Origin of the sequence: Acinetobacter sp. ANC 7912 (genome assembly GCF_039862785.1) — a bacterium.
GTDB lineage: Bacteria > Pseudomonadota > Gammaproteobacteria > Pseudomonadales > Moraxellaceae > Acinetobacter > Acinetobacter thermotolerans.
Map to the genome: position 1 here is coordinate 1,113,740 of NZ_CP156795.1, position 12,692 is coordinate 1,126,431.

Genomic DNA, 12,692 nt, shown 5'->3' on the forward strand with positions numbered 1-12,692 from the left:
TTCGCAAGAGGTCTATTGATTATTTATTTAGTTCAGCAGAATTATTTGATGTATCGGTTTCATCAGCTCATGTGTTTGATCAAAATAAATGGCTGAAATATAGTGATCATGTCCCAATTTTATTTGAATTAAATAAGGAATAAACCTTTCGATTTATTCCTTGCATTTCATATTTAAACCTGTTTCATTTTTTTAAAATCAAACCGGTCAATCAGCAAAATTCCAATTGCGAAAACTAGAGCCAATACAACACAACCGATCCATTGCCAATGTTCCCAAGCATACACTGCACCCAGTGAACCAAGTGCCGCACCAGTGAAATAAATGGTCATATACACGGCATTAATCCGTGAGCGCGACTTTAAATCGATGCGGTAAACCAGATTCTGATTCAGTACGTGAAAAGCCGTTAAACCAAAGTAGGCCATGAGTACACCAATGGCATAAACCACAATATTCTGTTGAGCGAAATATAAAGGAATAGGTGCAAACAGCATCAGGAAAATACAGAGCTTGGCAACGAAATTTTCTTTACCGAGTCCTACAGTCTTACCTGACCAGCTAGATGAATAAATTCCGATTACACCCAACAATCCAAACAAACCAATTTCGAAATCACTAAAATGATATGGCGCACTACCTAGCACAAAAGTCATTGAAGTAAAGATCATCGATAAAATGCCGAAACCGAGTGCGCCTGCACAGGCACGACGAATCAGATGCGGGTGATTCTTGGCAAGGGTGAATAATGATTTATAAATCGCACCAATAGTCAATCCAGCTTGTGGTTGAGTGTCTGGCAGTTTTTTCCACATCAGCACAGCAAAGAGCAGGGTAATGATGCCACTGCTGAGATAAACTCCTTCCCAAGACCAGTAAGTCGAAACAAAGCCGGCAAAAGTCCGTGACAGGATAATGCCCATCACCAGACCACTCATTAATTTCCCGACAATGGCAGCACTGGATTGCGGTGGACTAATAGTCGAAGCAAACGGAATCAATACCTGAGCAGAGATCGAACCAAAAGTCGCGCATAAGGTAAACAGATAAAGCGTACTCAGCGTCGTACTAAAGGATAAGAGAATCTGCGAAGTTGCTGCAAAGACCATCAGGCAGACAATCAGCTTGCGCTTATTTAAAAAGTCACCCAAAGGTACCAGTAGCATCAAACCGAGTACATAACCAATCTGAGCGATGACAACAGCAAAGCCGGCCTGAGTGGTGCTGATCCCTAAACTTTGTTCGATAGAGTAGATCAGCGGCTGATTAAAATAGGCCGATCCAGCACATAGACCACATGCGATTGCCATCAACAATACAAATTGTGATGATAATGGACGGACAGAATTCCCTTCTGAACTGCTCATAGAATCAACTCTCCTGAAGATGTGTGCACTATAAGCCGCGCATAGGTAAAGCAGAAATAATAAAAAACAATCAGATCATCATTAAAAACTATATTAAAAATAAAAACATAGTTTTTAAGTTGAGGATATAGAACGGTTTAAATCCAGATCAATAAAAATACCGGCTGAAATCCGCGATCTTCATGGAATAGTGCAGAAATGTAGTCGAGAAATGCTTTAAAATATGGCAGAATAGGCGGTTTTAAAGTTTTTAGAGGATTGGCAATATGCGCTTTGTTGATGAAGCAGTCATTACCGTAGAGGCTGGCGACGGTGGCAATGGCGTAGCCAGTTTTCGCCGTGAAAAGTTCGTACCATTTGGTGGTCCAGATGGTGGTGATGGTGGTCGTGGCGGCAGCATTTATATTCAGGCTGACGACGACACGAGTACCCTTGTAGATTATCGTTATACCCGTAAATTTCGCGCTGAACGTGGTAAAAACGGTGCTGGCGCAAACTGTGCTGGTCGTGGTGGCGAATCAGTTATTTTAAAAGTTCCTGTGGGAACAACTATTGTCGATTGTGAATCTGGCGACATCATTGGTGACCTGGTCGAAGACGGTCAAAAAGTGATGGTTGCTCAAGGCGGTGAAGGTGGTTTAGGTAATACCCATTTCAAATCATCGACTAACCGTGCTCCACGTAAATGTACTCATGGTACTAAAGGTGAATTCCGTGAAGTCCGTCTGGAGCTGAAAGTACTGGCAGACGTGGGCTTGCTGGGTATGCCGAATGCAGGTAAATCAACCTTCATCCGTGCGGTATCTGCAGCAAAACCAAAAGTAGCGGATTATCCGTTTACCACCATGGTGCCTAACCTGGGTGTGGTGGATGCCGACCGTCACCGTTCATTTGTGATGGCAGATATTCCAGGTCTGATCGAAGGTGCAGCGGAAGGTGCTGGTTTAGGTATTCGCTTCCTGAAACACTTAGCACGTACTCGTATCTTGCTACACATTGTCGATGTACAGCCGATTGATGGTTCAGACCCCGCTTACAATGCCAAAGCCATTATGGCAGAGTTGGAAAAATTCTCTCCAACCCTGTCTAAACTCCCAGTGGTATTGGTACTGAACAAGATCGATCAGCTGCCAGAAGAAACCCGCGAAGAATGGTGTAACCACATTCTTGAGGAATTGCAGTGGGAAGGCCCTGTCTTTAAAACTTCTGGCTTAACAGCCGAAGGCACTAAAGACGTGGTGTATTACCTGATGGATCAGATTGAAGAACAACGCGAACGCGAAGTTGAAGATCCAGAATATGCTGCACAAGTTAAAGCATTCCGTGATCAGCTGGAAGCTGAAACACGTGAACAAACACTGGCTGCGAAAGAAGCTTATCGTCAAATGCGCCGTGCTCAACGTCTGGGTGGTGATGACTTTGATGATGAGGATGACGACGACAGCGATGTAGAAGTGTATTACGTACGTTAAATCTCTGATAACGAGAGTCTGAGGACAAGATGATAGAAGTGGTAGATGGGCAACGTCAGCTCAAGGGTTGTAAACGAATCGTTGTTAAAATCGGATCATCTTTACTCACAGCAAACGGGCAAGGTTTAGATTTAGATGCCATCTCGCACTGGGCGGGGCAAATCGCAGATCTGCACAATGCCGGACACGAGATTATTCTCGTTTCTTCTGGGGCTGTGGCTGAAGGTATGGTTCGAATGAAACTTGAGAATCGACCCTCTGATCTACCCAGTCTTCAGGCTTGTGCTGCCATCGGTCAGATGGGCCTGATTCATACCTGGTCAAGCGTGCTGGAAAAACACCAGATTCAGACAGCTCAGGTATTGCTGACCCATGATGACCTGGCAGACCGTCGCCGCTATCTCAATTCCTGTGATGCTTTGCAGCACCTGATTGACTGGCGTGTGATTCCGGTGATCAATGAAAATGACACCGTATCGACAGACGAAATCCGCTTTGGTGATAACGATACGCTGGCTGCGATGGTGGCGGGTCAGGTACATGCTGATCTGCTGATTATCCTGACAGACCAAGAAGGCATGTTTGACTCAGACCCACGCTCAAACCCAGATGCCAAACTGTTCCATACCGTGCGTGCCATGGATGAGAGCCTGTTCGATATGGCGGGCGGCGGCGGCAAGTTTGGTCGTGGTGGTATGCTGACCAAAGTCCGTGCGGCACGTCTGGCGGCCAAATCTGGTTGCCCAACTTTGATCGCGAGTGGTGATAGTGACAACGTTTTATCGCGCCTGATGGCGGGTGAAATGTTGGGTACCTTATTCATTACCGATGATGACCGTGTGACTGCACACCAGCAATGGCTGGCTGCGCATTTGCAAACTGCAGGCCGTCTGGTGATTGATGATGGTGCAGTGAAAGCGATTAAAGAAAATCACCGTAGCCTGTTGCCCGTTGGTGTGAAAGCAGTTGAAGGTCATTTTGACCGTGGTGATGTGGTGGAGTGTGTGGATACACAGGGCCATCGTGTTGCCGTAGGTCGCGTGAACTTTAGTTCGCGTTCAGCGGAAATTGTCAAAGGTCTGGCCTCAGATAAAGTACATCAAGTACTAGGTGAAGCACGTTCACTGGAAATGATTCACCGCAATCATATGGCGATCTACTAAGTTATCGAGATTATAAAAAATCCCGCTTTCGAGCGGGATTTTTTATGCCTGAAAATTTATTTCACCCAGCCCATTTGGATAAATGGCGCAAACAGAAATTTGTGAATCATCAAAATAAAATTCATCAATTTGTCTTGGTACTTCCACCAGATTGGTAAGCCAGCCAGATTCACGACCAATGCAATGATAAAAGCACCGGCCATATCAATCGGGAAATGCACTCCGACATAAATCCGTGACCAGGCTACTAACCAGGCTGTCCACACTAGAATTCGTCCCAAATCACGCTGCGGTGAAAAATAATAGGCAAGGGCAATCCCGCTAAAAATACTCATGTGATTACTCGGGAAAGAACCCGTCGCTTCATGTTCGCTTAAGGTACGCCCGACTTCCATGACAAAAGGACGCGGGGCATTGAGTGCAGCAGATAAAATTTCACTGATCGAAAGGGTAATCGCGGTAAAGATAAAAGCTTTGATAATGCCAGTTTTCACTTCACGATTACCACGTAACCAGGCAATGGCAAAAATTAGCAGGAATACATATACCAGATCATGGGCGATCAGGCAGGCATAGTTGATCATCCAGATCGAAGCATGATCAGGGACATTCAGGAGATAAAACAGATCAAGATTAAGTTGTTCAACAGACATGGAAAGTCAGATAGAGGGATAGAGAAATGCCCGTTACTCTAAACCTATCAATTTTCAATTCCTATCCGATTGTGTATGAATTTGTAGTATTGATTTCAAATGAATATTCAGATGGTAAAAAACCACCCAATTGGGTGGTTTCAGCAATCAGTTTAGCTGGTTAGGCTTATTTAAACTGGATAGAACCATTGGCGCTCACGGTCATTTTCGATTCGCCTGCTGCCATTTCCTGGTCTGGAATTGCAGCTTCAGCATATGCTGATTTTGCCATGGCCATACGTGGCACAGGCGGATAGCCCGAACTGTTGGTGTTGATATTCAGATTCACCAACTGATAACCGGGTTTGTTCCAGGCTTGTGCCAGGCTTTGTGCTCGTTGCTGGAAGTTTTTTGAAGCTTCCAGCATCAGCTCATTTTCCACTTTTTTACGTTTGGCTTCAGACACGCTGAAATTAATTGACTCTGTCTGGAAGTGTTGTTGCAGTTCCGCAATCAGTTGGGACGCCGCTTTAAAATCTGTGGATTCTATCCGTACTTGGGCACGACTACGCCATTCTCTTAGCTTGCGGTTGTCGTTGTCATACACCGGATAGGTATTTTGCGAACCGGTTTCAATGTTTACTGCCGGATATTTTTTTGCCGTATTAATAGCGAAATTCATCAATTGATTGATTTGTGCTGCAAGTTCAGCCGGCTGTTTATGCGATTTTTCCACGTATAAACTGGCATTCATCAGGTCATTGGAAATATCACGGCTGGCTTCTGCCGAGATATTCACCACATTGTAATTTAAGCGTTCTTCAGGAGCGGCAAAGGCGCCAGTAGAAAGCGCACCAAGCAGGGCGAGAGAACAAAGAGAAAAAACGCGCATTTTGTTATCCTGTTTTAGTGGAATTGTTGGCGATGTTGTGATCATAAAATACTAAGCGGTAAATGTGTTGATATTCCGAAATTATTGTCGTTTGAATGTTAAAAATATATTTTATTTTTTGTGAATTTATCCAAATTAAATATGATGAAAATTATATACTTATTGTTGTATTTGTTTGATAATTAGACTGCTATTTTCGTGATGGCAAAATTGCATAAAATATTCAGGTTGCCTTGCCATCGTCATCTACTATGTTGATAATTTAGTAAGCAGCATTGCTTGATATATTTTTTCAATAAACTGCGGGGCAATTTGGTACGAAAAGTTGTTTATTTTCCTGAAAAAAACTGTATCATCCGCCTCTCACTAGTTAACTGAATAAAAAATTGTCTAACTAGATTTTTATAAAGCACCGAGTCAAAGGACCGCAAGTCACCAGACTTATTTCTTTCAACCCATATCAGAGATGGTAATTCGATATGAGCGTTACTTCAGTAAACCCTGCCACCAATTCCACAAACGAATACTACTTGACTCGCCAAAGTCAGATGGAATCGAATGTGCGTAGTTATCCACGTAAACTTCCACTAGCGATAGCGAAAGCACAAGGTTGTTGGGTTACCGATGTTGAAGGTACAGAGTACCTTGATTGTTTAGCTGGGGCAGGGACATTGGCACTAGGCCATAATCACCCTGCGGTCATTCAAAGTATTCAGGACACACTTGCAAGCGGTTTACCTTTGCATACCCTGGATCTCACTACTCCTTTAAAAGATGCTTTTACTGAAGCACTTCTGTCTCACCTGCCAGGTGGAAAAGAAGAATACTGCTTACAGTTCTGTGGTCCATCTGGTGCAGATGCAACAGAAGCAGCGATTAAACTTGCCAAAACCTTTACTGGCCGTAGCTCAGTGATCAGCTTCTCTGGTGGCTATCACGGTATGACGCACGGTTCTTTAGCAATGACAGGTAACCTGTCTGCGAAGAATGCAGTAAACGGTTTAATGCCAGGCGTTCAATTCATGCCATATCCACACGAATACCGTTGCCCGTTGGGCTTAGGTGGTGAAGCGGGCGTGGATGCTTTGACTTACTATTTCGAAAACTTCATTGAAGATGTTGAAAGCGGTGTGACTAAACCTGCAGCGGTGATCCTTGAAGCGATTCAAGGTGAAGGTGGTGTGGTAACAGCGCCGGTAAAATGGCTGCAAAAAATCCGTGAAGTAACCGAAAAACACAACATTGTGTTAATTCTGGACGAAGTTCAGGCGGGCTTTGCACGTTCAGGCAAAATGTTCGCGTTCGAACACGCAGGTATCGAACCTGATGTCGTAGTGATGTCTAAAGCGGTCGGTGGTAGCCTGCCACTTGCGGTACTTGGTATTAAACGTAAATTTGACGCATGGCAACCTGCTGGCCACACTGGTACTTTCCGTGGTAACCAGCTGGCAATGGGTACAGGTCTTGCGACATTAAGAACTATTAAAGAACAGAATCTTGCTCAAAATGCGCAAGAACGTGGTGACTACCTTCAAGCTGAACTGAAAAAACTGGCTGCTGAATTCCCATGTATCGGTAACGTGCGTGGCCGTGGTCTGATGATCGGTATCGAAATCGTTGACGAGCGTAAACCAGCAGATCATATGGGTTCTTATCCTGCAGATAGCCAGCTGGCTGCTGCGATTCAGACTGCATGTTTCAACAACAAACTGTTGTTAGAAAAAGGTGGTCGTAACGGTACTGTGATCCGTTTACTTTGCCCACTGATCATTACTCAGGCAGAGTGTGAAGAAGTGATCGTTCGCTTTAAGAAAGCGGTTGCTGAAGCTCTAGTAGCAGTGCGAGGCGCATAATTCATGGTAGATTTTGCAGAACACCGTAAAGCGTTACTCTGCAATGATGCTGCATCGATCGCTGACTATGAGTCAGCGATGGATCAGGCGACCAAAGCGGTTGCAGCATGGTTGCAAAACGACAAAATGTACACTGGCGGCAGCATTAAGGAATTGCGTAAAGCAATTTCTTTCCAGCCTTCTAAAGAAGGTCTGGGCTTGCAACAATCGCTGCAGCGTATGGTTGAGCTTTTTCTGAATAAAAGCCTGAAAGTACATCATCCACATTCTTTGGCACATTTGCATTGCCCAACCATGGTTGCAAGCCAGGTGGCTGAAGTGCTGATTAATGCCACTAACCAGTCTATGGACTCTTGGGATCAAAGCCCAGCGGGTTCATTGATGGAAGTGCAATTAATTGATTGGCTGCGTCAGAAAGTCGGTTATGGTTCAGGTCAGGCAGGTGTGTTCACGTCTGGTGGTACGCAATCGAACTTGATGGGTGTGCTGCTGGCTCGTGATGCCTGCATCGCGAAAAACTGGAAAGACGAAAACAGCAATCCGTGGTCGGTTCAGCGCGATGGTATCCCTGCGGATGCAATGCGTAATGTTAAAGTGATCTGTTCTGAAAATGCACACTTCTCTGTGCAAAAGAACATGGCCATGATGGGCATGGGTTTCCAGTCTGTGGTGACTGTTCCTGTCAATGAAAATGCACAGATGGACGTGGATGCGCTGGAAAAGACCATGGCGCATTTGCAATCTGAAGGCAAGATTGTGGCATGTGTGGTAGCTACAGCAGGTACAACTGATGCTGGTGCGATCGATCCACTGAAACAGATCCGTGAAATCACCAACAAGTATGGCGCGTGGATGCACATCGATGCAGCTTGGGGTGGTGCACTGATTTTGTCGAATAAATACCGTTCTATGCTGGATGGTATCGAGTTGTCTGACTCAGTGACTCTGGATTTCCATAAGCATTACTTCCAGACCATTTCTTGTGGTGCGTTCTTGCTGAAAGATGAAGCGAACTATCGTTTCATGCACTATGAAGCGGAATACCTGAACTCGGCTTATGATGAAGAGCATGGTGTACCGAACCTGGTATCGAAATCTCTGCAAACGACTCGTCGTTTTGACGCGTTGAAATTGTGGATGACCGTTGAAGCCCTAGGTGAAGAACTTTATGGTTCGATGATTGACCATGGTGTAGATCTGACGCGTGAAGTTGCAGACTACATAAAGGCAACGTCAGGGCTGGAACTGCTGGTTGAACCTCAGTTTGCATCAGTGTTGTTCCGTGTTGTGCCTGAAGGTTATCCTGTGGAGTTCATCGACACGCTGAACCAGAACGTGGCAGATGAACTGTTTGCCCGTGGTGAAGCGAACATTGGTGTAACCAAAGTCGGTCAGGTTCAATCTCTGAAAATGACCACTTTAAGCCCGGTAGCCACTCTTGAAAACGTGAAGAACTTGTTGGCATTAGTACTGGCAGAAGCAAATCGTATCAAGGACTCCATTGCCAATGGTACCTATACACCGCCAATCGATTAATTGGTTGTGGATGTGAAAAAGGAGGCCTGAGGGTCTCCTTTTTTTATTGTCTGATCAAATCATGCTAATCGGAATTATTCTTGAATTTTGGTTGAAAAAAGCCAAAACTGGCCTAATCTAGTTACTATATAGCCCGAATTACACTGAGAATAGATTCTATATGTTATTTCACACTCCGAAACTGCCGGCTGAAATTCAGATCAGTCACCTGAATGCGCGTATTAATGAACAAAGAAAAAAAATTGCGCAAACTACCGCTTCTAAACTTGAGTTGCTGCAATTGAGTCAGCAATTATCCAAAGAAGCACGTGCCCGTAAAAAGACCAATGAAAAAATCTATGTGCTGGATTTTAAAGGTGACACCGCGGCATCTGCAGTGGAGCAGTTACGTGAAGAAATTACCCTGATTCTGGCAACGGCCAAAGCAGGGCGCGATCGTGTAATCGTGCGTCTGGAAAGCCCAGGCGGTATGGTACATGGTTATGGTCTGGCAGCAGCTCAGCTGGTGCGCCTACGTGAAGCTGGTTTCCATGTAACCATCTGCGTGGATAAAGTGGCAGCCAGCGGCGGTTATATGATGGCATGTATCGGTAGTGAAATTATCTCTGCACCATTTGCCATTGTTGGTTCTATTGGCGTGGTGGCACAGGTACCAAACTTTAACCGTCTGCTTAAAGACAACAAGATCGACTTTGAACTTTATACCGCAGGCCAGTACAAACGTACCGTAACCATGTTTGGTGAAAATACAGAAGAGGGCAAAGCCAAGTTTGAGGAAGAGATTCAACAGACCCATGCACTGTTCAAACACTTCGTGGAAAAATACCGTCCGCAGCTGAATGTAGAAAAAGTGGCGACCGGTGAACACTGGTATGGTCAGGATGCATTAGACCTGAATTTGGTGGATAAGCTGCAAACTTCAGACGAGTATCTGCTCAGTCTGTTACCACAGCATGATGTCTATACCATTCAGACCCGTAAAAAACCAACACTGGGTGAAAAACTGGGACTGCAGGCAGCACAAATTGCAGATTCCCTGATTCCTGCTGTGATGAATAAAGTAGTAGATACGCTGACTAAAGCCAATGCAAATCTGGTACAGATGCGTGATCCTAAACTTTAATTTGATCGATATTTTTATATATCCAAGCCCGCGTAAGCGGGCTTTTTTATGTTTTAGCGATAGACCATAGTTTGTTGTTCAGCTTATTTTTTCATTCAATCGAATTTACAGTTTCGGCAACTGGGCTGAAGAATCAATTTGGCTTTTTGTACGTGAATCCGTTAAATTAATTGCTTTAATCATTAGGCTGGAAAGATGGCAGTTGTAGAAGCCTTTATCGCTCAACAAAATTGTTACTTTAACTATGAATTTGAAGAACTGAATTTAGCGGATGATTTTCCTGAAGAGCTTTCTGTATCACTACGTGGCATGATGTTCCGTCATCGGATCCAATATCCTGAAGTAACTTATTATGTCTACTTCAGTGATGTATTAACGGGTGAAGAATTTGACAAAATGAAAGGGGATTTTATGCGTTATTGTCCGCTTGCATAATGAAGTACGATGAATATATTTCAATACTCGATCTGAAATTTTAATTCACTCGTTATTCATGCTTGAAGCTCACTTCGGTGAGCTTTTTTTATTCTGTGGAATGAGCATCAAACTACCGGTAAACATTGCTCCAACAGCCGCGAGTAACATGTCTTTATGCGCATCCCAGATATCACCTTGCTGGCCGTTATAACTTTCCGCCTGTTCTGGAGATAAACCAATGGCAATGAACCATTCGATCCATTCATAAATAAGACTGGTTGCCATGACGAATTGCACCACCAATAGAAAAATTGTGAATGGCTTTTGCTGTGGCAGCCAGACCTGAAACAGACGATAAAAAACCGGGTAAAGTAGCAGACCACAAGCCAGATGCACAAAACGATCGAACATATTGCGTGACCAGCCCATAGCAGCATTCAGGTCAAAACCAAATAGGGCCCGAATCCAGTCATTATAGGGTACATAAGAATACAAATAATGCGCTGCCACCACATGGATCAGCAGAAACAGCAGATACAGATTAAAACTGAAAAAGCTGAAACCGACTTTATACAGGCAAAAAATCAGCATGCCGATCATAAACACAGTACCGGTCTGATGCAGAATATAGGATTGCATTTCCAAAGGCTGAATGCTGGAAATGATGATTGCAACTGCCAGAATCCCCAAACTGATCAAATGCTTGCCGCTTAATCGATGATCCATGATTTATTGATATGTCATCTTGTTTTTAAATTAAGCATGATTATAAATAAAAAAGCGAAGCCGGAGCTTCGCTTTTGGTCGAATGACTAAATTAGATTTTAGCGATCTGGTCTTTGATTTGTTTTGCTTGATCCGCAGCATTACCTGTGTAAGTTGCTGGAGTCAGTTCAGCCAGACGAGCACGGTCTGCAGCAGGAACCGCTTCAAGCTCGTTACCATTCACGAAGTTCACCATCATTTCACGAGTCATGGCTTGACCACGAGTCAGTGCTTTCAGTTTTTCGTATGGTTTTTCAACGTTGTAACGACGCATTACGGTTTGGATTGGCTCAGCCAGAACTTCCTGAGCGTGATCAAGGTCTTCAAGAATACGTTGCGCATTCAGTTCCAGTTTACCAATACCTTTTAGGCAAGCTTCAAATGCGATCAAGCTTTGTGCAAAACCAACACCCATGTTACGCAGAACAGTCGAGTCAGTCAGGTCACGCTGCCAACGAGAAACAGGCAGTTTTTCGCCCAAATGAGCCAATACGGCATTTGCAATACCCAGGTTACCTTCAGAGTTTTCGAAGTCAATTGGGTTTACTTTGTGCGGCATAGTTGAAGAACCCACTTCACCTTCTTTCAGTTTTTGTTTGAAGAAGCCCAGTGAGATATAACCCCATACGTCACGGTTGAAGTCGATCAGGATAGTGTTGAAACGACGCAGTGCATCGAACAGTTCCGCCATGTAATCGTGTGGTTCGATCTGAGTGGTGTATGGGTTGAAAGTCAGACCTAGAGATTCAACGAAAGCTTGAGAGTGAGCAGGCCAGTTGATTTCTGGGTAAGCAGAGTAGTGCGCGTTGTAGTTACCTACTGCACCATTGATTTTGCCCAGCAGCTCAACATTTTTGAACTGTTTGATTTGACGAGCCAGACGGTAAGCCACGTTTGCCATTTCTTTACCTAAAGTGGTTGGGCTGGCAGTTTGACCGTGAGTACGAGACAGCATTGGTTGTTCAGCATGAGTTTCAGCCAAAGCAACGATCGAATCAATGATTTGTTGCATAGAAGCAACCAGCACATCACGACCATTTTTCAGCATTAATGCGTGAGAAAGGTTGTTGATGTCTTCAGAAGTACATGCAAAGTGGATGAACTCACCGGCATTTTTTAGCTCTTCAATTCCTGCAATTTTTTCTTTCAGGAAATACTCAACCGCTTTTACGTCGTGGTTAGTAGTACGTTCGATCTCTTTAATGCGGTTGGCATCTTCTTCAGAGAAGTTGGCAACGATGGCATCTAGTGCAGCATTAGTTTCTGCAGAGAAAGGAGGTACTTCAGTGATTTCAGGACGGTTGGCAAGCGCTTGTAACCAACGCACTTCAACAGTCACACGAGCATGGATTAAGCCAAACTCAGAAAGAAAAGGGCGCAGCGCATCACATTTGCTAGCGTAGCGTCCATCTAATGGAGAAAGTGCAGTTAAAGCGTTCATATCGATTCCCTAAATTTTGGAATTAAACGAA

11 protein-coding genes are annotated in these 12,692 nt (G+C 44.3%); 6 read left to right on the forward strand and 5 right to left on the reverse strand.

The genetic code is table 11. The features are described 5' to 3' along the window. Positions 1-173 precede the first annotated feature (173 nt). Entirely contained in the window at positions 174-1,367 is a 1,194-nt protein-coding gene (locus ABEF84_RS05520; RefSeq protein WP_034581784.1) for an MFS transporter, read from the reverse strand. A 266-nt stretch (positions 1,368-1,633) separates the two neighbouring features. Here ABEF84_RS05520 and cgtA point away from each other — a divergent pair, with 266 nt between their 5' ends. Further along, entirely contained in the window at positions 1,634-2,839 is a 1,206-nt protein-coding gene (cgtA, locus tag ABEF84_RS05525) for an Obg family GTPase CgtA (RefSeq protein WP_034581783.1), read from the forward strand. A 29-nt stretch (positions 2,840-2,868) separates the two neighbouring features. After that, positions 2,869-4,002: a glutamate 5-kinase gene (proB, locus tag ABEF84_RS05530; RefSeq protein ID WP_034581780.1), complete on the forward strand. Its 1,134-nt coding sequence runs from the start codon at positions 2,869-2,871 to the stop codon at positions 4,000-4,002. Positions 4,003-4,058: 56 nt separating this feature from the next. Here the strand turns inward: proB and ABEF84_RS05535 are convergent, their stop codons facing one another. Together ABEF84_RS05535 and ABEF84_RS05540 are read right to left on the reverse strand one after the other, a co-directional pair. Next, positions 4,059-4,655, reverse strand: a complete 597-nt coding sequence (locus ABEF84_RS05535; protein WP_347453807.1) for a phosphatase PAP2 family protein — start codon at positions 4,653-4,655, stop codon at positions 4,059-4,061. A 166-nt stretch (positions 4,656-4,821) separates the two neighbouring features. Then, a complete protein-coding gene (locus ABEF84_RS05540; protein WP_034581774.1) occupies positions 4,822-5,526 on the reverse strand; it encodes an SIMPL domain-containing protein in 705 nt (234 codons plus the stop codon). Positions 5,527-6,005: 479 nt separating this feature from the next. On the opposite strand from ABEF84_RS05540, the gene ABEF84_RS05545 reads away from it, so the two are divergent. The 4 genes from ABEF84_RS05545 (at position 6,006) to ABEF84_RS05560 (ending at position 10,473) form a co-directional block, all read left to right on the forward strand. After that, positions 6,006-7,379: a diaminobutyrate--2-oxoglutarate transaminase gene (locus ABEF84_RS05545; RefSeq protein WP_034581772.1), complete on the forward strand. Its 1,374-nt coding sequence runs from the start codon at positions 6,006-6,008 to the stop codon at positions 7,377-7,379. Between the two features lie 3 nt (positions 7,380-7,382). Then, positions 7,383-8,915, forward strand: a complete 1,533-nt coding sequence (locus ABEF84_RS05550) for an aspartate aminotransferase family protein (protein WP_347453808.1) — start codon at positions 7,383-7,385, stop codon at positions 8,913-8,915. Positions 8,916-9,075: 160 nt separating this feature from the next. Then, positions 9,076-10,038 (forward strand): protease SohB, encoded by a 963-nt coding sequence (gene sohB / locus ABEF84_RS05555; protein WP_347453809.1) that lies wholly within the window; start codon positions 9,076-9,078, stop codon positions 10,036-10,038. A gap of 195 nt (positions 10,039-10,233) precedes the next feature. Beyond that, entirely contained in the window at positions 10,234-10,473 is a 240-nt protein-coding gene (locus tag ABEF84_RS05560; protein WP_347453810.1) for a hypothetical protein, read from the forward strand. A gap of 69 nt (positions 10,474-10,542) precedes the next feature. Here the strand turns inward: ABEF84_RS05560 and ABEF84_RS05565 are convergent, their stop codons facing one another. Both ABEF84_RS05565 and purB read right to left on the reverse strand, forming a co-directional pair. Next, positions 10,543-11,184: a DUF2238 domain-containing protein gene (locus ABEF84_RS05565; protein ID WP_347454144.1), complete on the reverse strand. Its 642-nt coding sequence runs from the start codon at positions 11,182-11,184 to the stop codon at positions 10,543-10,545. 88 nt (positions 11,185-11,272) lie between these two features. After that, positions 11,273-12,661 (reverse strand): adenylosuccinate lyase, encoded by a 1,389-nt coding sequence (purB, locus tag ABEF84_RS05570; protein WP_347453811.1) that lies wholly within the window; start codon positions 12,659-12,661, stop codon positions 11,273-11,275. Positions 12,662-12,692: the final 31 nt, after the last annotated feature.

Bases quoted from the DNA above. Each gene is read 5' to 3' on its own strand.
- ABEF84_RS05520 (WP_034581784.1), bottom strand. From the start codon at position 1,367: ATGAGCAGTTCAGAAGGGAATTCTGTCCGTCCATTATCATCACAATTT.
- cgtA (WP_034581783.1), top strand. From the start codon at position 1,634: ATGCGCTTTGTTGATGAAGCAGTCATTACCGTAGAGGCTGGCGACGGT.
- proB (WP_034581780.1), top strand. From the start codon at position 2,869: ATGATAGAAGTGGTAGATGGGCAACGTCAGCTCAAGGGTTGTAAACGA.
- ABEF84_RS05535 (WP_347453807.1), bottom strand. From the start codon at position 4,655: ATGTCTGTTGAACAACTTAATCTTGATCTGTTTTATCTCCTGAATGTC.
- ABEF84_RS05540 (WP_034581774.1), bottom strand. From the start codon at position 5,526: ATGCGCGTTTTTTCTCTTTGTTCTCTCGCCCTGCTTGGTGCGCTTTCT.
- ABEF84_RS05545 (WP_034581772.1), top strand. From the start codon at position 6,006: ATGAGCGTTACTTCAGTAAACCCTGCCACCAATTCCACAAACGAATAC.
- ABEF84_RS05550 (WP_347453808.1), top strand. From the start codon at position 7,383: ATGGTAGATTTTGCAGAACACCGTAAAGCGTTACTCTGCAATGATGCT.
- sohB (WP_347453809.1), top strand. From the start codon at position 9,076: ATGTTATTTCACACTCCGAAACTGCCGGCTGAAATTCAGATCAGTCAC.
- ABEF84_RS05560 (WP_347453810.1), top strand. From the start codon at position 10,234: ATGGCAGTTGTAGAAGCCTTTATCGCTCAACAAAATTGTTACTTTAAC.
- purB (WP_347453811.1), bottom strand. From the start codon at position 12,661: ATGAACGCTTTAACTGCACTTTCTCCATTAGATGGACGCTACGCTAGC.